Origin of the sequence: Paludisphaera rhizosphaerae, assembly GCF_011065895.1 — a bacterium.
GTDB classification, from domain to species: domain Bacteria; phylum Planctomycetota; class Planctomycetia; order Isosphaerales; family Isosphaeraceae; genus Paludisphaera; species Paludisphaera rhizosphaerae.
On the sequence record NZ_JAALCR010000024.1, the window covers coordinates 44,982 to 62,852 of the forward strand.

General features: G+C 66.5%; 17 protein-coding genes. 14 read left to right on the top strand and 3 right to left on the bottom strand.

What is annotated here, in order from left to right; translation table 11 throughout:
• Positions 1–3 precede the first annotated feature (3 nt).
• From G5C50_RS24870 to G5C50_RS24885, 4 genes are all read left to right on the top strand, one after another.
• A complete protein-coding gene (locus G5C50_RS24870; RefSeq protein WP_165073674.1) occupies positions 4–1,290 on the top strand; it encodes a BON domain-containing protein in 1,287 nt (428 codons plus the stop codon).
• A gap of 251 nt (positions 1,291–1,541) precedes the next feature.
• A complete protein-coding gene (gene shc, locus G5C50_RS24875) occupies positions 1,542–3,569 on the top strand; it encodes a squalene--hopene cyclase (protein WP_165073675.1) in 2,028 nt (675 codons plus the stop codon).
• A gap of 72 nt (positions 3,570–3,641) precedes the next feature.
• Complete coding sequence (gene hpnH / locus G5C50_RS24880; protein WP_165073676.1) at positions 3,642–4,643, top strand: adenosyl-hopene transferase HpnH; 1,002 nt, start codon at positions 3,642–3,644, stop codon at positions 4,641–4,643.
• Complete coding sequence (locus G5C50_RS24885; RefSeq protein WP_165073677.1) at positions 4,628–5,398, top strand: phosphorylase family protein; 771 nt, start codon at positions 4,628–4,630, stop codon at positions 5,396–5,398. The genes hpnH and G5C50_RS24885 overlap by 16 nt, the downstream gene beginning before the upstream one ends.
• 16 nt (positions 5,399–5,414) lie before the next feature.
• Here the strand turns inward: G5C50_RS24885 and G5C50_RS24890 are convergent, their stop codons facing one another.
• Complete coding sequence (locus G5C50_RS24890) at positions 5,415–5,897, bottom strand: hypothetical protein (protein ID WP_165073678.1); 483 nt, start codon at positions 5,895–5,897, stop codon at positions 5,415–5,417.
• A 178-nt stretch (positions 5,898–6,075) separates the two neighbouring features.
• Here G5C50_RS24890 and G5C50_RS24895 point away from each other — a divergent pair, with 178 nt between their 5' ends.
• From G5C50_RS24895 to G5C50_RS24940, 10 genes are all read left to right on the top strand, one after another.
• Positions 6,076–6,900, top strand: a complete 825-nt coding sequence (locus tag G5C50_RS24895) for a sugar phosphate isomerase/epimerase family protein (RefSeq protein WP_165073679.1) — start codon at positions 6,076–6,078, stop codon at positions 6,898–6,900.
• A 25-nt stretch (positions 6,901–6,925) separates the two neighbouring features.
• The gene (locus tag G5C50_RS24900; RefSeq protein WP_165073680.1) at positions 6,926–7,882 is read left to right on the top strand and encodes a sugar phosphate isomerase/epimerase family protein; all 957 of its coding nucleotides are present in this window, start codon (positions 6,926–6,928) and stop codon (positions 7,880–7,882) included.
• Positions 7,883–8,024: 142 nt separating this feature from the next.
• The gene (locus G5C50_RS24905; protein ID WP_165073681.1) at positions 8,025–8,969 is read left to right on the top strand and encodes a glycosyltransferase; all 945 of its coding nucleotides are present in this window, start codon (positions 8,025–8,027) and stop codon (positions 8,967–8,969) included.
• Positions 8,970–9,059: 90 nt separating this feature from the next.
• A complete protein-coding gene (locus G5C50_RS24910; protein WP_165073682.1) occupies positions 9,060–10,103 on the top strand; it encodes a CDP-alcohol phosphatidyltransferase family protein in 1,044 nt (347 codons plus the stop codon).
• Complete coding sequence (locus G5C50_RS24915) at positions 10,096–10,863, top strand: glycosyltransferase family 2 protein (protein WP_165073683.1); 768 nt, start codon at positions 10,096–10,098, stop codon at positions 10,861–10,863. The genes G5C50_RS24910 and G5C50_RS24915 overlap by 8 nt, the downstream gene beginning before the upstream one ends.
• Positions 10,860–11,564, top strand: a complete 705-nt coding sequence (locus G5C50_RS24920) for a class I SAM-dependent methyltransferase (protein WP_165073684.1) — start codon at positions 10,860–10,862, stop codon at positions 11,562–11,564. The genes G5C50_RS24915 and G5C50_RS24920 overlap by 4 nt, the downstream gene beginning before the upstream one ends.
• On the top strand, positions 11,557–13,053 hold the full coding sequence (locus G5C50_RS24925) for a polysaccharide deacetylase family protein (protein WP_165073685.1): 1,497 nt from the start codon (positions 11,557–11,559) through the stop codon (positions 13,051–13,053). The genes G5C50_RS24920 and G5C50_RS24925 overlap by 8 nt, the downstream gene beginning before the upstream one ends.
• On the top strand, positions 13,053–14,177 hold the full coding sequence (locus tag G5C50_RS24930; protein ID WP_165073686.1) for a glycosyltransferase: 1,125 nt from the start codon (positions 13,053–13,055) through the stop codon (positions 14,175–14,177). Before G5C50_RS24925 ends, G5C50_RS24930 begins: the two co-directional genes overlap by 1 nt.
• Complete coding sequence (locus G5C50_RS24935; RefSeq protein WP_165073687.1) at positions 14,158–15,510, top strand: glycosyltransferase family 9 protein; 1,353 nt, start codon at positions 14,158–14,160, stop codon at positions 15,508–15,510. Before G5C50_RS24930 ends, G5C50_RS24935 begins: the two co-directional genes overlap by 20 nt.
• Positions 15,482–15,646, top strand: coding sequence for a hypothetical protein (locus G5C50_RS24940; protein ID WP_165073688.1), 165 nt, complete (start codon positions 15,482–15,484; stop codon positions 15,644–15,646). Before G5C50_RS24935 ends, G5C50_RS24940 begins: the two co-directional genes overlap by 29 nt.
• Positions 15,647–15,669: 23 nt before the next feature.
• On the opposite strand, the gene G5C50_RS24945 is transcribed toward G5C50_RS24940, so the two are convergent.
• Positions 15,670–16,626 (bottom strand): DUF1559 domain-containing protein, encoded by a 957-nt coding sequence (locus tag G5C50_RS24945; protein ID WP_165073689.1) that lies wholly within the window; start codon positions 16,624–16,626, stop codon positions 15,670–15,672.
• A gap of 26 nt (positions 16,627–16,652) precedes the next feature.
• Complete coding sequence (locus G5C50_RS24950; RefSeq protein WP_240907353.1) at positions 16,653–17,843, bottom strand: cytochrome-c peroxidase; 1,191 nt, start codon at positions 17,841–17,843, stop codon at positions 16,653–16,655.
• Positions 17,844–17,871 lie beyond the last annotated feature (28 nt).

A 17,871-nucleotide genomic window follows, 5' to 3' on the forward strand; every position in this document is an offset into this window, starting at 1 on the left:
ATCATGTCTCGGCGTCTTCGATCGGTCCTCCTCGTCGTCCTGGCGGCAGCGCCGGCGTCCTTGATCAAGGCTGAGCAACCATCGACGCCAAGATCGACCCCGTCCCCCGAACAGACCGTGGTCGACGCCCTTCGAGCCAATCCCCTCATCCTGCCGTATTCCGTCCGAGTGACGACCGGCAAGAGCGGCGAGATCATCCTCGCCGGCAAAGTCGGGACCAAGGCCGTTCATGACATGGTGATCCGCACGGTCATCGATCTGGGCCTCGTTCCCCACGACGACCTCGTGATCGACACCGGCGAAGCCCAGCGAGTGGCGATGGAGCAGACCTACGCTCCGGGTCCCGGAACCCCCGCCCCAATCGGCCCGGCCCCCTATTTCGTCTACCCCGAACCGCTTTTCGGCCGGCTCGACGACCCGTTCTGGGGCATGGAACCCCCGATCCTCAGCATCCCCCCCGCCTTCGCGCGACGCGGGGACGTCCCCATCGCCGCCGCAACCCGGCCCTCGCCGACGCCCGACGAGCAGGTCCGCCGCGCATCGGCTCCAGTGAAGGGCCAGATCCAACTCTCGGTCGACGAGTTCGGCCAGGTTTCGCTCTCCGGCGTCGCGGCGACCGAGGAGGACAAGCGGCTGATCGAGGCGGAAGCCCGCCGCGCCCCCGGCGTCACCCGGGTCACGAGCAATATCCAGGTCGCAAGCCGGATGACGCCGCCCCCTCCGCCGCAGCCTTATGACGGTCGTCCCGTCGAGCTTGAACCGGCCGTGCCGGCGCCGCCCCCCGCGGCGGTCGCAGTTCCGGCTCCCGCGGCCGCACCGGCCGCCCAAGTACGTTCGGGAGGGCTCGCCGGCCGCATCGAAGACGCGCTCTCGCGCCGTCCTCAACTTAAAGGGCTGGGGGTCGACGTCACGGCCAACGGCGACGTCGCCACGATCAGCGGCAAGGTCCCCTCGATCTACGAAGCCATGCTCGCTTACCGAGCCGCCGAACAAACCCCCGGGGTTCGCGAAGTCGTCGACCGGCTCGAGTTCCCACTTCCGGACGAGAACAACCCCAACGTTCTCAAGACCAAAGCCAGGCCCGACGACCTGGAGCCTTACCTGCTTCATCACCTCCGCCGCCAGGCCGGCGGCGCCGCGCACATCGACAAGGTCCACGTTCAGGGGGATCTGATCCAGGTCCGAGGAACGCTCCCCGCCGGCGACGATCCATCACGAATCAACGCCCTGCTCCGTTCAATTCCGCTGCTCCGCGACTTTCACATCGAGTCGAGCTTCAACCCGGAGTGACCGTTTCGCCCCGCCGCCGCGCGACTTTGGAAAGGATGGGAAAACTCACCGCCCCCTCGATTCGATCCCGGGGGGAACGGTCGCAAATCGCGGAGGGGTTTGATCTTGATCGAATCTTGAGAACGCGCTTAGGATGACCTCCCAATCCTAGCGGGAGCTCTGAACGCTCGTCTGCGCGCCGAAGGTCATCGTCGACCCGTGGCGGGGATGTCGTCCATCAAGTTCGTGAGATGAATGAGGATCGACCACGTATGATCGCCAACAAGGACGGGGGCGTTCCCAACGGTGAGGCGGCCCATTCCATCCTCGGGTCGAAGCCGCACCGTGACACAACCCTCGCCGGCGGTTATGAGGTCGCTCTCGACCGAACCCGCGGTTGGCTTCACGCTCGCCAGCAGTCGGACGGCCACTGGGTGGGCGAACTTGAAGGCGACACGATCCTCGAATCCGAGACCACCCTCCTCATGGCCTTCTTCGGCCGCGAAAACGAGGAGGTTTGCAAGCGTTCGGCCCGGTATCTCCTGAAACACCAGCTTGAGGACGGCGGCTGGCCCAACTACCCCGGCGGCCCCGCCGAGATCAGCACTTCGGTCAAGGGTTACTTCGCCCTGAAGCTGACCGGAACACCGACCGACGACCCGGCGATGGTGAAGGCCCGCAAGGCCGTCCTCGCCATGGGGGGCGCGGCGGCCTGCAACAGCTTCACGCGGTTCTACCTCGCGCTGCTGGGACAGCTCTCGTACGACGAATGCCCGACCGTCCCACCCGAGTTGGCGCTGATTCCCAAGCACTGGAACTTCAGCCTTTACGCGATGTCCTCCTGGACGCGGACGATCGTCGTTCCGCTCTCGATCGTTTCCCACTTCAAGCCCGTCCGAAAGCTCCCCCCTGAGAAGAGCATCGACGAGCTGTTCATCGACGGCGTCAAGAAGTGGTCCCGACCTCGTCTGCCCCTATTCTCGTGGGGCAGGTTCTTTCTCGCCGTCGACCGTGGTCTGAAGTGGGCCGACCGCCTGCTGCCGACCGCCGTTCGTCGTCGCGGCGTCCAGGCCGCTCACCGGTGGATGGTCGAGCACTTCGAGGACTCGGACGGCCTGGGCGCGATCTATCCGCCGATGGTCTACACGATCCTCGCTCTGCGTTGCCTGGGCTATGAGGACGACTCCGCCAGCGTCGTCTGGGCCTGGAGGCAGCTCGAAGATCTGAAGATCGACGAGGGCGATACGACTCGCTTCCAACCTTGCGTCTCTCCCGTGTGGGACACGGCGATCACGGCCATCGCTCTCTCCGACGCCGACGAACCCTCCGACGAGGCGGCCCTTGAGAAGGCGGGCGACTGGCTTCTCGACAAGGAACTCCGTCGCGGCGGCGACTGGCAGGTGCGTCGGCCGGGGGTCGAACCGAGCGGCTGGCACTTCGAGTACGCCAACGGGTTCTATCCGGACATCGACGACACGGCCATGGTCCTGATGGCACTGCTCCGGTCGCCTGCATCCGCCGAACCGCGATACGTCGAGTCGATCAAGCGGGGGACCGACTGGCTGCTCGCGATGCAGAACCGCGACGGCGGCTGGGCGGCCTTCGATGTGGACATCGACAACGAGGTCCTCACCCAGGTCCCGTTCGCCGACCACAACGCGATGCTCGACCCGAGCTGCGCCGATATCACGGCCCGAATCATCGAGGCGTTCGGCCATCTCGACTTCCCGCTCGACCACCCCGCGATCGCCCGGGGACTCGACTACCTCTGGCGGACCCAGGAGCCCGAGGGCTGCTGGTACGGCCGCTGGGGCGTGAACTACATCTACGGCACCTGGCAGGTGCTTCAGGGTCTCCATGCCGCGGGCCATCCGATGGACGCTCCGGCCCTGATCCGCGCGGCCGACTGGTTGGAATCCGTCCAGCAGTCCTGCGGCGGCTGGGGCGAGACCTGCCGAACTTACGACGAGCCCGAGCTCAAGGGGACCGGCGTCCCCACGGCCTCGCAGACTGCGTGGGCGGTCCTCGGCCTGATCGCCGCCGGCCGCGCCAGGAGCCATGCCGTGGCTCGAGGCATCCAGTATCTCGTCGACACCCAGCTTGAAGATGGTTCGTGGGACGAGGTCGAATTCACCGGCACGGGCTTCCCCCGGGTCTTCTATCTTCGTTATCACCTATATCGGATCTCGTTCCCCCTGATGGCGCTCGCCCGCTACGGCCAGGCCGTGGCCGGCGAAAGGGGACTGGCCCCTGGCGCCCTGGCGAGCCGAATTCCGGCCGATCCTCGCCCGACGGTCTGAACTGATTTCATCCTCCGTTCGATTCCGCCTCGATCCGGTCTCGCGCAAGCAGAACAAGGGAGTGATCGCCGCATGCGTTTCCCATTCCAGGCGACCAGCCGGATCGCCGGCTACATTGCCAAGAAGAAGCTCTCCAGGGCCAAGAAGTTCCCGATGGTCCTGATGCTGGAGCCGCTTCACGCCTGCAACCTGACCTGCACCGGCTGCGGACGGATTCGCGAATACTCCCAGACGATCAAGCAAAAGCTGTCGATCGACGAATGCCTCGCCGCCGTCGACGACTGCGGCGCGCCGGTGGTCTCGATCTGCGGCGGCGAGCCGATGATCTACCCGGGGATCGGCGAACTCACCGCCAAGATCCTGGAGCGCAAGAAGGTCGTCTACCTTTGCACCAACGGCATGTTCATCCGCAAGAAGATCGCGGACTTCAAGCCGAACAACCGCTTCTTCTTCAACGTCCATTTCGACGGCATGCGGGAGAACCACGACCTTGCCGTTGAGCGCAAGGGGGTCTTCGACATCGCCATCGACGGCGTCAAGGCCGCCAAGGAAGCCGGCTTCCTCGTCTGCACGAACACGACGGTCTTCAAGGAGACCGACATGAACGAGCTCGACGAGTTGTTCGGCCACCTCACCGGCCTGGGCGTGGACGGCTTCCTCATCTCCCCTGGCTACGGCTACGACGCCGTCGCCGACAAGGAGATGTTCCTCACCCGCGCCGATATCCGGGCCAAGTTCCGCGCGGCCGAGGCCATGTTCCGCAAGTACCGCTTCTACACCTCGCCGATCTACCTGGAGTTCCTCCAGGGCAAGCGCGAGCTGAGCTGCACGGCCTGGGCCAATCCGACCCGAAACATCAAGGGATGGAAGGGCCCCTGCTACCTCATCACCGACACCCACCACCCGACCTTCGGCGACCTGATCGACAAGACCAACTGGGAGAACTACGGCCCAGGCCGCGACCCGCGCTGCGAGAACTGCATGATGCACTCGGGCTTCGAGACATCCGCAGCGCTCGGCGTCAACAGCCGGCTTGGCGACACGCTCAAGATGGTCAAGTGGCAGTTCCTTTGAGCCACGCCCCTGACCAACTGGCGCCTCCGCCTTCATCGGCCGACATCGGCGTGCTGACTGCACTGCCGATGGAGGCCGGCCACCTGATCGACCGGCTGTCGCACGTCCGGCGCTACACCAGCCGGTCCCTCACGGTCGTTGAGGGAGAGCTTGAGGGCCGCCTCGTCGTGGTGCTCGCCTCCGGCGTGGGTCGAGAATCGGCCCGCCGTGGGGTCGAGCACCTGATCGACGGCCATCGCCCGCGCTGGATCGTCTCCGCCGGATACGCCGGCGCGCTCGATCCCGACCTGAATCGGAATGACCTCGTCGCCCCGCGCGCCCTCGTCGACGACGCCGGGGCCGAGATCGTGCTGGACTCCTCGCCCTTCGAAGCGGTCCCCACCGTCCGCATCATCTCCCGCCTTCTCCTGGTCGACCGCGTGATCGGCGACGCCTCGGAGAAGGCCGAACTGCGACGACGCCACCAGTCCGACGCGATCGACATGGAGACCTTCGCGGCGGCCGAGGTGGCGCGAGCACGTCGCGTCCCTTTCCTCTCGCTCCGCGTCGTCAGCGACGACGCTCGCACCGATCTCCCGCCTGAGATCGGCCGGATGCTCAACGCCTCGGGGAGCTACCGCGTCGGTGCGGCGCTGCGTGCGCTGTGGGGACGGCCCTCGGCGATCAAGGACTTCTGGAACCTGCACGCGCACGGCATGGAAGCCGCGGACCGCCTGGCCGATGGGCTCCAGGTTCTCATCCGCGGCCTCAACTGAGCAGGTCGCTCAGAACTTACTTCTTGGCCGGGGCCGGCGCGGAGCCTTCCGGCGGAGTCGGCACCGCGCCTCGGGGCGAGAGCGAGCCCCGAACGGGCGTCGTCGGGATGTTCGTCCCCCTCCGGATCGATCGGACCTGCGCGTCCGGGGCGAGCATGCTGTCCACGCCCATCGTCGCCAGCGGAGCCACCAGGCACATCATCAGCAGCCCAAGGCCGAGTGCGTGCCACGGGTGGAACTGAAGCACGAACATGAAGACCAGGAACCAGATGATCGCCTGGAGGACCGTCAACGACACCTGCGAGGTGAACATCGTCTCGAACGACGGGTGGAAGTAGGCCATCACCAGACCCAGGATCAGCGAGGCCAGGGAGACCTTCAGCCCGGCTTTGGGAGTCACCTCGTCGTAGAGAGCGTCCTGCGCCACCTCCACGGCGGTGAAACACCCCACAAAGGCCACGACCCAGTAGACCAAGAACGTCAGAAGCATCGTCCACATGAGCAGGCGTCCCCGGATGCCGGGCGGTTGTTGCGGGTCCTCGTCGATCGACCGGACGTATCGTACTCCGATCCAGCAAGCCGCACCACCGGCCCCTGGAGGTTTCCCGTCGAACTGCTATCATCGGCCTTTAGAGGAACCCTACGACACGAACGAGATCGACGCGAGACCTGCCCCGATGATCCGCCTCAGCGCCTTCGCCGACGAGATCTCCCAGGACCCCCGCGAGCAGATCGACGTCTTGACCCGGCACGGCGTCAAGCACATCGAATTCCGGGCGATCCACGGCACCAACGTGCTGGACCTCTCCGACGAGCAGCACCGAGAGTTCCGCTCCATGCTCGGCGACGCCGGGTTCGGCCTCAGCGCGCTGGGCTCGCCGATCGGCAAGATCAAGATCACCGACCCGTTCGAGCCTCACCTCGACCGCTACGCCAAGGCTCTGGACCTGGCCGATTTCTACGGCTGCCCTCGGATCCGAATCTTCAGCTTCTACATGCCGGCCGGCGACGATCCGACGATCCACCGCTCCGCCGTGATGGACCGCATGTCGCAGCTCGCGGACATCGCCGTTGAGCGCAACGTCGCGCTCTTCCTCGAGAACGAGAAGGGCATCTACGGCGACCTGGCCGACCGCGTCCACGACCTTCTGACCACTGTGGACTCGCCCGCCCTCTCGCACGCCTTCGACCCGGCGAACTACGTCGAGGTCGGTCAGTCGATCGATCCCGCCTGGACGCTGCTGAAGCCGTTCCTGACGCACTTCCACGTCAAGGACTACAGCGAGGCCCAGCACAAGAACGTCCCCGCCGGTGAAGGCGACGGCCAGATCCCGGCGTTGCTCGCCGATGCGGTCGGTGGAGGGTACGACGGCTTCGTCGTGCTCGAACCGCACCTGACCGTCGCCGAACTCTCTTACGGCTTCACCGGCCCGGAACGCTTCGCCGACGCCGCCAATGCCCTGAAACGGATTCTCAAAGAGAAATCGATCCCCTTCGCCTGACCCCTCCTCCGAGATGGAGTGCCTCATGCATCGCCACGACTCGCTCAACCGTCGTTCGTTCCTTCAGGGCGCCGCGGCCGGCGGTGCTTTGCTCGGCCTCGGTCTTCGCGGCCTCCCCGTCCTGGCTGCCGACCCGACCGGCAAGCCCTCGGCCGGCAAGATCGGCGACTTCAAGATCTCGCTCGCCGAATGGTCCCTGCACAAGGCTCTCCAGGCCAAGAAGATCGACAACCTCGACTTCCCCAAGATCGCCCGCGAAGAGTACGGCATCGAGGGCGTCGAGTACGTCAACCAGTTCTTCAAGGACAAGGCCCACGACTCGGTCTACCTGGCCGACCTGAAGAAGCGGGCCGCCGATCACGGCGTGACCAACGTCCTCATCATGATCGACGGCGAGGGGGACCTGAGCGCCCCCGAGCAGGCCGACCGGGTTAAGGCCGTGGCGAACCACAAGAAGTGGGTCGACGCCGCCGCCGCTCTCGGCTGCCACGCGATCCGCGTCAACACCGGCAGCCATTACAGCCCGACCGACGTCGCCAACGCCGCCGAGGCCTGTGCGGCGCTGGCCGACTACGGTGCCCAGAACAAAATCTCCATCATCTGCGAGAACCACGGCGGACCGTCCAGCAATCCGGACGCCCTGCTGGCCCTCATCAAGGGAGTCGGCAGCAAGCAGTTCGGCACCCTCCCGGACTTCGGCAACTTTCCGAAGAAGGAAGGCAAGTACACGATCGACGTCTACGACGCGATCGCCCGGATGATGCCGTTCGCCAAGGGCGTCTCCGCCAAGAGCTACGACTTCGACGATGAGGGGAACGAGAAGAACCTCGACTTCGCCCGCATCATGAAGATCGTCACGGACGCCGGCTATCACGGCTTCGTCGGCATCGAGTACGAGGGAAGCCGCCTCAGCGAGCCCGACGGAATCAAGGCCACGAAGAAGCTGCTGGAGAAGCTCCGGGGCTCGGAATACCACGGCTGAGCGGCCCTGCTTACAGCCTGCTTCCACACGGGGACCCGGCCTTGACCGGGTCCCCGTCGTTTCGTAAGGTACGCGACGAAATCGGCGGATTCCGGCGCATTAGCCGCGCCCGCTCCGAGCCACGACCGACGACGAACCAGGGATGGAACCCGTGTCGCTCGATCGCACCCAGATCCTGGTGCTCAACTACAACGGCCGAGCGCTCCTGGAGGAGTGTCTCCCCTCCGTCGTCGAGGCCGCGCGGCGATCGCCCATCCCCTGCTCCGTCATCGTCGTCGACAACGATTCGACCGACGACTCGCTCGTCTGGCTGGCGGTGAATTGCCCGGAAGTCCAGGCGATCCGCCGCCCCAACCGGGGTCTGACCTCGTTCAACGACGTCCTCGCCGATCGCGGCGAGCGATTCGTCTTCCTGCTCAACAACGACGTGAAGCTCGCGCCCGACTCCGTCGCACCGTTGCTTCGCGCATTCGACGATCACCCGGACGCCCTGTTCACCGCGCCGCAGTGCTGGACCTTCGACGGCCAGACTTACGAGGGGATGCGGACGCGGGTCCGAACGCGGTTCGGCATGGTCCAGGGAATGTCGCGCGTCCCCGGTCATGAGTCGACCGCCCACCTGGCTGACCTCACCGCCGCGGCCGGTCCGGTCCTGGCCGTCGACCGTGCGCGATTCCTGGCTCTCGGGGGGTATGACCCGATCTACTTCCCCGGCCGCATCGAGGACCTCGACCTCGGTTTCCGAGGCTGGATGGCCGGTCTTCGCGGCTATTACATCCCGGAGTCGGTTGCCTATCACAAGGGCTTCGCAACCTTCGCCCCGGAGTTGGGCGAGGAGCGTTGCGACGGCCTGGCGATCAGGAATACGTTGATCTTCGCCTGGAAGAATCTCCGAGGTCGACGTCTCGCGAGCCACCTGGCCTGGCTGACCGTTCGGCTGGCTAGGGGCGGACGGATCTTCCGACAGGCCTTTTTGGAAGCCGCAGCGCGTTGGCGTGAAGTCCTTCAGGCTCGTCGCGCCCTGCATGCGGACACCGTCGGCTGGGTCGATCGGCAGGAGGCGTTCTTTCAGCGCTTTGAGTGGTAGTCGATGGGTCCGCAGCCTGGTCGCGAAGGAATCGCGACCGAGGCGAGGCACGAGGGAGTTCGATCGATCCGACCGCATGGAGGCGAACGGATGGCCGCCGAGACGTTCAACCTGGTGATCGACGCCCGCCCGAGCGGGCCTCGCGGCCTGCTCGCCGCTGAGGTCGTGCTGGGTCGTTCGCTGCTCGCCCGGCTGATCGACCAGGGTCTCGCCGCCGTCGGCCCAGGCCGCCGCATCGCCGTCGTCGCGGATCGCGGCCAGATCTCCAAGGTCTCGGGCATGATCAGCGACGCCAACCTCGGGCGCGTCGACCTGGTCGAGACGGAACCTGCCGACAGCAGCGCCGTGCTGCGAACCGATCGTCTCTACGACGGCCGTCGCCTGGCTCGCGCGGTCCGTCGCGGCCGCGATCCCGAAACCGCCGCGTTCTGGCGACTTGACCGTCCCGAAAGGCTCGCCGGCGCGGAACAGGAACTCAACCGACGGCTCAACTATCAGCCCCTCGGCCGGTACTGGGCGTTCCCGCTCGCTGAACGCCTGGCCGCGACGCTCGCCCCGACGCGCATTGGTCCGAATTCACTGACGCTCACCGCCGGCACGCTCATGCTGGTGGGCGTTGTAATCGTGGGACTCGGCGGGCTTGGTCCGTTCGGACAGGCCGCGACAGCACTCGCCTTCGCGGCGGCCCTCGTCCTGGACACGGCCGACGGCCGCCTCGCTCGGCTGCAGGGGTCGTGCTCGGCCTTCGGGAAATGGCTCGATCAGGTCCTCGACGAACTCGCGGATCTCGCCCTCCACGGTGCGATCGCCTGGAGCGCCTTCGTGGCCTCGGGTTGGCCGGGTTGGCTTGTGCTGGGGATGACCTTCGCCGCAGGCAAATACATGTTCCTGATCCAGTCGTTGACCGGCGAGGAACTGGAGAAAGCCGCCACGGCTGGACCGGCCGCTAACGTTCGCTCGCCGAGACCGCTGCAACGCTTCGTCGGTCTGATCGGGCACGCCGACCTGCGCTGGCACCTCTGGATCGTCCTGGCGGCGATCGGCCGGCTCGACGTCGCCCTCGCGGCCTACGCCGTCTACTTCCCCGCGCGTGCGTTCGCCGGCATCGTGAGGAAGGGGGCGGCTCATGCCTGAGCCCCGGATCACGGCCCTGATCGTCGCTCGGAACGAGGAGGCCAACCTCCCCGGCTGCCTGGCGTCGGTCGCCTTCGCTCATGAGCGCGTGGTCGTCGTCGACCCCACGAGCGACGACGAGACGCTGGCCGTCGCTCAACGATTTGCCGACGTCGTCCTGGTTCGCCCGTTCGACGACTTCGCCTCCCAGCGCAACGCAGGCCGGGCCGCGGCTTCAGGCGACTGGCTCCTCTCAATCGACGCCGATGAGCGGGTTACGCCCGAACTTGCCGACGAGATTCAGGCCGCGCTCCGCGATCCCTCAAACACCTCCGATGGCTTCCGGATCCCGATCCGCAGCGAGATCCTCGGCCGACCGTTCGGCTACTCAGGGACGCAGCAGGATCTGCCGTTGCGGCTCTTCCGCCGCGATCTGGGCGAGTGGGTGGGTAAGGTCCATGAGACCGTGAAGTTCGACAGCGAAATCGGCCGGATGAACGCTCCGCTCGATCATCGGACGATCCCCGACGTCCGCGTCTTTCTTCGCAAGATCGACCAGTACACGACCCTTGAGGCTCGCGACCTCCACCGCGCCGGGGAGAGGTTCCGGACGCGCGATTTGACGCTGCGGCCGGCCTGGTTGTTCCTCAAGCTGTACCTGTACAAGCAGGGGTTTCGCGACGGCCTGGAAGGGTTGATGTTCTGCGCGTTGTCAGGCGTGTCGGCGGCGGTCCGCACATGGAAGTTGCGGGAAATCGACCACATGGAGGCGGCGGGATGATCTCGGCACACGAGGCTGAAGTCACGTTCCGATTCGACGCCCTGCACTGGCGGTTCAAGGACTCGCTGGAGCCCGACGACTACCGCCTGCGCGGGGTCCTGGACGCCATCGGCTCGGTGGAAGGCCTGCGGGTCCTGGACCTCGGCTGCGGCAAGGGCCGGTTCGCCCGGGCGCTTCAGAATCACGGGGCGATCGTCACCGGGATCGACGTCTCCACCGCCATGCTCGCCGAGGCGCAGGGCATCGACCGCGTTCGCGGCAGCGCCCGCTGTCTTCCCTTTTCCGACGCGAGCTTCGACGCCGTGGTGGCCGTCGAGGTCTTCGAGCACCTCGAACCCTCAACCTGGCGCGAAGCCATCGCCGAGGCCCAACGCGTGCTGACCCCGCGCGGAGTGCTGGCGATCGTCGACAAGAGCCTGGCCTCGCTCAACGCCCAGCGCCCCTGGATGCCCGGGGCCTTGGTCAAGAGAATCGACGAACGCCGCGGCCTCTGGATGTACCCGGCCGACGGCCCCGTCCGCGAGCGCTGGTTCTGGCCCAGCCGGCTTCGCAAGGAACTCCTGAAGTCGTTTCCCGACGTCCGCGTCGTTCACCTGCTGTCGCCGGCGGAACGTCGTCTCGTCCTCTTTCGGCGTGTGCCTGGAGCCCGCTTGATGGCCCTCTGGGTGGCTCGGCGCGATGGAGGCGAAGGCGATGTCTGAGAGCAGCCGGACGACTCCGGCGGTTCTTCCGTTCCTTCTCTGGAAGACGCCGCCGGGCCTCGAAATGATCCTCGCCCAGGAGGGTGTCGCGTTCGAGGTCGTGAACGACTCGCATCCGTTCGCATTCCGGAGCGGCCGGTTCGTCCTCTTCGACGGCCGCCGCGAGTCGCCGGCGACGATGCGAGCATTGCTCAACTCCTCCCACGTCGCCATCGACGTGGATGAGTTCCGCCGCAACCAGCCCATCGACCCATTCCAGGCGCTCGTGGACGACCGTCCCATGCGAGGTACCTGGGACGTGGGCGGCTTCACCCTCCGCGAAAAGGTCGCCCGTCACCCCAAGGCGCAGATTCGCGAGACGATCATCGAGCGGCTTCGGGAGATCGTCGGAACCCATCAAGGCGTCTGGCTGCGGCTTGCTCCGTTCCCGCATCCGTTCCTCTCGGCGTTCAACCTGCGAGTGGACCTCGACGAGCCGGTGGCCGAGGATTACTTCCGATTCGCCCTGAGCCGCAACCTGCTCGACGACTGCACCACCCATTTCGTCAGCACTCAGGCCTACCAGGCCGAGCGCGAGGTTCTGTCGAATCTTGCCGGTCGCGACGCCCAATCGCACGGTCATTACCATTACGTCTACCGCGACCCCGAGGCCAACCTTCGCAACCTCGAACGGGCCGACCTGATCCTCCGGGATCGCGGTTTCGAGATCGAGGGTTTCGCCGCCCCCCACGGCCGCTGGAACCCTTCGCTCGACGACGCCATCGAGGCCCTGGGGTATTCGTACTCGTCCGACTTTCAGCTCGGCTACGACGACCTGCCGTTCTTCCCCTGGAAGGACGGCCGGTTCTCACGCGTGCTGCAGGTTCCCGTCCATCCGATCTGCGAGGGCCTCTTCCTCGATGCGGGTGCGGTCGACGGCCGACCCGTCGCCGAGCACCTCGCGGCGGTGGTCGAAGAAAAGATCGAGGCGGGCGAGCCGGCCTTCGTTTACGGTCATCCCGAGCGAAGATTGGGGCGGATGCCCGAGGTCATGCTCGCGCTGGCTTCAACGCTCTCGAATCGCCCCCTCGTCTGGCGGACGACGCTCACCGAGATGGCTCGCTGGTGGCGCTGGCGGGCCTCCCGCAAATGGCTGGCGATCTCGCGCGGCGCCGGCCGGGTGGAGATCCAGTTCGAGGACTGGAACGCCGACTATCCGCTCGCCGTGGAGATCCAGAAGGGCTCGTTCCGCTGCCTGCTGCCGATCACAGGCCCGCGAACGCTCCTCGACCTGGACTCGCTGGCCTACGAGCGCCGGCCGGCGCCAGCAAGACGGGCCGTGCGTCCGCCGACGCTGGATCCCAGGCCGGCCTCGCTGAAACAGATCGTGCGGCAGGCTCTCGACTGGGAGACGGTCACGCCGATCGACGAGATTCCGGGAACGACCATCGCCGGCCGCGTGAAGAAGGGGCTGCGGCGTTGGAAGCTCTCGAAGACGGGGACGAGTTGATGGACGACCGTTCGCTGGAGACCCCCGACACCGAGCCGACGGCCGCCCGCTGGGTGGCGTCGCGTTCGCATGGGCCCTACGCGGCGGGCTCCGCGTTCCTGCACGCCCCGTCGTTCGCCTTCCAGGCCTGGGGCGGGGGTGAGAACCAGTTGATTCAGACCGGGCGGCACCTGGAAGGTTTCGACCTCCCCGTCCGCCTCTTCCATCCCTGGACGGACCGGCTGATCGACGCCCGCGTGCTCCACCTGTTCGGGATGTCTCGCGAGGGGCTGGAGTTGGCGAAAGCCGCTCGGGCTCGCAATGTCCCCGTGGTCCTCTCGCCGATCTGCTGGTACGAGCCTCGCTCGCTTTGGGCCTTGGAGCCGACGGTCGCCCGAAAACTCGCCGCCGTCGGCCTCTGGTCGATGCGGCGGACGTTCCCAGCGTTCTCTGGTTGGCGTCGCGAACTGCTGCAACTCGCCGATCGGGTGCTGCCGAACTCGGAAGACGAGGCCGAGCAACTCATCCGCATGTTCGGGGTGGACCGACGACGGATCGCCGTCGTCCCCAACGGCGTCCTTCCCGACTTCGGCTGGGGGTCGCCCCAACTCTTCCGCGAGCGCGTCGGCGACTTCGAATTCGTGCTGTTCGTCGGCCGCATCGAGCCCCGCAAGAATCCGCTGGGCTTGATCCGAGCGACGCGACGCCTGGGGCTGCCTCTGGTGGTCGTCGGCGAGGCTCCTCCCCAGCACGAGAACTACGAACGCCTCTGCCGCCGCGAGGGAGGAGACCGCGTGGTCTGGCTGGAATCGCTCGACCACCACGACCCGCTCCTGATCTCGTCGTACGCCGCGGCCCGGGTCTTCGCCCTCTGCAGTTGGTTCGAGACCCCCGGCCTGGCGGCGCTCGAGGCGGCTCTCGCCGGCGCAGCGATCGTCATCACCCCCCACGGCTCGACGCGATCCTACTTCGGCGACCGCGCGGAATACGCTCGACCCGGCCGGGTGGACGAAATCGGCGCAGCGCTTTCGCGAGCCTGGCGTGAAGGGCCAAGACCTGGTCTTGCCGCACACGTCGCTTCAAACTACCTTTGGGACCGCGTCGCCAAGCTCACGGCGGAGGTTTATGACCAGGTCGCCGACTGACCTCAAGCCTGTTCAGACCGGGCGCTATCGCTACAGCAAGCTGCGATGGCGGATCCTGGTGCGCGCCTTCGACACGGCCGGCAGCCTCGTCGCGCCTCTCTGGCGCGGTCTGCGGCCAAGCCCGAAGGTGGACGCGCCCCGGCGCATCCTGGTCGTCCAACTCGACCACCTGGGCGACGCCGTCCTTTCCGCCCCGCTCATCGCGCAGCTCCGTCAGGCCTACCCGGACGCCGAGATCGACGTCCTGGCTTCGCCGAGCAATCACGAAGTCTTTGAGGCCGACCTCAACGTGACGCGGGTTCAGATCGCCGAACGGACCTGGTTCGAACGCAGCCCGTCGCGACGGGGACTGGCTGCCGAGGTCTGGCGGCTCGGTCGCTCGCTCCGGGGGGCTCGTTACGACCTGGGCGTCGACGTTCGGGGCGACGTGCTTTCGATCCTCGTCCTGGCGATCGGCGGCGTCTCGCGTCGCGTCGGTTTCGCGATGGGCGGAGGTTCGTTCCTGTTGACCGACGTCGCGGAATGGACGCCAGGCCGGCACGAGGTCCGCTCTCGGCTGGAACTCCTCAGGCCGCTGGGGATCACGCCCGATTTCGACGGCCGAGCCCTCGTTCACGTCCGCGACGAGGACCGAGCGGAGGTCGCGGCGCGGATCTTCGACGCCTGGCCGAGTCGACCCGATCATCGCTCACGACGATTCGGCAAGGCGGCTCGCCGCGGTTCCGACGCCCGGCTGCATGCGGATCAATTCCGACCGCAATCGCCGATGTTGGCCGTCCACCTCGGTGCGGGGACCGCTGCCAAACGCTGGCCCAAACGGCACTGGAAAGATCTGATCGAGCGATTCCTCGCCGACGGCTGGCGCGTCGTCATCGTGGGAGGGCCGGAGGATCCGCCGCTTTCACGAATCCTGGCTCCCCATGACCAGCTCGTGGATTGGTCGGGCCGACTGACTGTCCGAGAAACGACGGCTCTGCTGGAGCGCGCCGACCTGTTCATCGGTGCGGACTCCGGCCCGGCGCATCTCGCAGCCTCGGCGGGCGTTCTCTCGCTGATCCTCTTCAGCGGGACGAACAACCCGATCCAGTGGCGGCCCTGGTCGTCGCGTTCCCTGGTTCTGCGCAACCGGGTCCCCTGCCGGCCGTGCCACCAGAAGACTTGCCCGCTGGCCGACCACCCCTGCATGACGGGCCTGAGCCCCGCGCGAGTCTATCGAGTCGCTCGGCGATGGATCGCACGGTGGAATCCCACCGCCGCCGACTCGAAACCTGCCGTCCCCAGCTCCGCCCCACTGGAGATCGCCTATGAACCCGACTTCAACGCCGCACCCTGACGCCGATCATCGCACGATCGACGTCAGGGGCTGGCTGATCCTTGCCTGGGTCGTGGTCTGGTCGGCCGCATACTTCCACTTTGCGCTCGCCACGCGCTTCCCCTGGCTGCGTTCGTGGCTCGGCTGGTTCTCCTGAGCGCGGCGACTCAGTCATCCTGATCAATAGGCGTCGGCCGAGACGATCTCGCCGCCGGCGCGCGTCAGGAGCGCGGCGAACGTCTCGATCGAGACCGTCTCCCTGATGAACCGCGTCGAGCCGTCGGCCATCACGACGTTCGCGCCGCCGGGGTGGAAGGCGTAGACGGCGTAGACGTTCGAGCAGTTGAGAGCGCAGCGCCCCTTGTTGACCACGCCCCCCTGGTCGTATCCGCGAATGCTGAACGCGTTGGGCTCGCCCCAGCCGCACAGCAGCGAGGCGTTGGCCGTCGTCTGGCCTGAGTCCGGCACCATCTTCAGTCCCGTCCGCCAGATCTGGGGACGACCGGCCGACTCCACCAGCATGATCGTGTTGCTGGTGCCGTCGAGGATCTCGGCGACGTTCCGCCGCCCTGCCGTGTTGTTCCCCTGCAGGACGCCGTCGTAGTTGCCCGGATCGCCGCTGCTCATCACCGACGGCTTGACCCACAGGTTGGAGCTGATCCCCGTGCTGGCCGCGTAGTCGGCCGCGGCCGAGGGCCACTTGTCCATCCCCTGTCCGGGCTTGGCGATGAACGTCGGGTTCATCCGAGGAGAGTTCGGCGAATCCGGGCAGATGAACACCGAGAGCGGATACTGGATGGCCGTGCTGTTCTCGGGGACGTTGTAGTTGGCGTCGATGTTGTACAGGTTGTACAGGTTCACCTGTTCCATGTACGGGATGATCTGCGGTCCCCAGTAACGCGTCACCGGCGTCGTCTCGTTCATCGGGAAGCTGTTCATCGCCGCATGGACGTTGTGCATCCCCAGCCCAAGTTGCTTCAGGTTGTTGGCGCACTGCATGCGACGCGCCGCCTCGCGTGCAGCCTGGACGGCCGGCAACAGCAGACCGATCAACACGGCAATGATCGCAATCACGACCAACAGTTCGATCAGTGTGAATCCACGACGACGTGAGCGAACGAATGGACCGGCAGCCATGAGGGGTCTCCAGGGGTGGGAAAGGTTCAGCGGGGGGCGGATGATGAGGCGAGGCCGGGAAGCGCGGGAGCGCGAACCCGGAGCTTGGGCTCGGTGAGCGATTCCAGGAACGCCTTGAGATCGCCCAACTCCTGCTTGTTGAGGCCGAGGGGCTTCAGCAGGGGGGACTTGGTGGGGAAGAGCGGGTCGACAGCCTGCTCGGGCTTGCGCCGAAGCGTGGCCATGCCGGCGTTGTACATGTTCAGAACGCCGGTCAACTCGAACAATCCATTGTGCATGTAAGGACCTGTCGCGGCGACGTTCCGGAGGCTCGGCGTGCGGAACCGGCCGACGTCCTCCGCCTTGTTCGTCACCTTGTAGCGACCAAGGTCCTCCAACTCGCGGCCGTAATAGCTCAGGCCGAGATCATGGAACTGGCCGTCGCTCAGGGCGGGCCCGTTGTGGCAGTTGATGCACCGAGCCTTGCCTCGAAACAGGTCCAGGCCAAGGAGCGCCTCGTTCGAAAGGGCCTCGCGATCGCCTCGCAGGAACTTGTCGAAGTCGCTGCGACCGCCGACGACCGAACGCTCAAAGGCCGCGATCGCCCTGGCCGCCGAATCGAGGCCGACCTCGTCTGAACCGAAGATCGCCTTGAAGGCTTCGCGATACTCGGGGACGGCGTTGAGTTCCTTGGCGACCTGATCGGGAGTCGCACTCATCTCGGAGGGATTGAGGATAACCTGACGAGCCTGTTCTTCCAGGCTGCCGGCTCGGCCGTCCCAGAACATGGCCGGCAAATAGGCCAGGTTCATGATGCTCGGCGCGTTCCGCTTGAGCGGCTCGCGACGATGCCCGTAAGCCGTCGTTCGGCCGTCAGCCCAGCCCAGATCCGGGTCGTGGCACGAGGCGCATGCGAGCTGTCCGCTCCCCGACACCCGAGGGTCGAAGAAGAGCTTCTTTCCTAGCTCGACCTTCTCCTTGGTCGTGGGATTATCCGCGGGCGGGACAGAAGCCGGGAGAAGCCCCAGCTCACGCCAGTCGACGCCCGAGTCGACCTGCGGGGCCGGCCACTCGGCCGCCGGCCGTTGGTAGACCTCGCGCAGTCGCGTCGCTCGCGTCTCTCGATCCGCCGCCGACTCCATGGCCGCCGGAGTCCGCCTCGGCGAGACAGGCACCTGCGCCCGACATGTCTCGACCAGCCCCCACGACACCCATGCCAACCACAGCAAACGCCGCAACGAGCACCCTCTCATGTCGCCTTCGACT

What these genes read in the sequence shown, in the direction of transcription:
- G5C50_RS24870 (WP_165073674.1), top strand. Translation starts at nt 4, where the DNA reads ATGTCTCGGCGTCTTCGATCGGTCCTCCTCGTCGTCCTGGCGGCAGCG.
- shc (WP_165073675.1), top strand. Translation starts at nt 1,542, where the DNA reads ATGATCGCCAACAAGGACGGGGGCGTTCCCAACGGTGAGGCGGCCCAT.
- hpnH (WP_165073676.1), top strand. Translation starts at nt 3,642, where the DNA reads ATGCGTTTCCCATTCCAGGCGACCAGCCGGATCGCCGGCTACATTGCC.
- G5C50_RS24890 (WP_165073678.1), bottom strand. Translation starts at nt 5,897, where the DNA reads ATGTGGACGATGCTTCTGACGTTCTTGGTCTACTGGGTCGTGGCCTTT.
- G5C50_RS24895 (WP_165073679.1), top strand. Translation starts at nt 6,076, where the DNA reads ATGATCCGCCTCAGCGCCTTCGCCGACGAGATCTCCCAGGACCCCCGC.
- G5C50_RS24900 (WP_165073680.1), top strand. Translation starts at nt 6,926, where the DNA reads ATGCATCGCCACGACTCGCTCAACCGTCGTTCGTTCCTTCAGGGCGCC.
- G5C50_RS24905 (WP_165073681.1), top strand. Translation starts at nt 8,025, where the DNA reads ATGGAACCCGTGTCGCTCGATCGCACCCAGATCCTGGTGCTCAACTAC.
- G5C50_RS24910 (WP_165073682.1), top strand. Translation starts at nt 9,060, where the DNA reads ATGGCCGCCGAGACGTTCAACCTGGTGATCGACGCCCGCCCGAGCGGG.
- G5C50_RS24915 (WP_165073683.1), top strand. Translation starts at nt 10,096, where the DNA reads ATGCCTGAGCCCCGGATCACGGCCCTGATCGTCGCTCGGAACGAGGAG.
- G5C50_RS24920 (WP_165073684.1), top strand. Translation starts at nt 10,860, where the DNA reads ATGATCTCGGCACACGAGGCTGAAGTCACGTTCCGATTCGACGCCCTG.
- G5C50_RS24925 (WP_165073685.1), top strand. Translation starts at nt 11,557, where the DNA reads ATGTCTGAGAGCAGCCGGACGACTCCGGCGGTTCTTCCGTTCCTTCTC.
- G5C50_RS24930 (WP_165073686.1), top strand. Translation starts at nt 13,053, where the DNA reads ATGGACGACCGTTCGCTGGAGACCCCCGACACCGAGCCGACGGCCGCC.
- G5C50_RS24935 (WP_165073687.1), top strand. Translation starts at nt 14,158, where the DNA reads ATGACCAGGTCGCCGACTGACCTCAAGCCTGTTCAGACCGGGCGCTAT.
- G5C50_RS24940 (WP_165073688.1), top strand. Translation starts at nt 15,482, where the DNA reads ATGAACCCGACTTCAACGCCGCACCCTGACGCCGATCATCGCACGATC.
- G5C50_RS24945 (WP_165073689.1), bottom strand. Translation starts at nt 16,626, where the DNA reads ATGGCTGCCGGTCCATTCGTTCGCTCACGTCGTCGTGGATTCACACTG.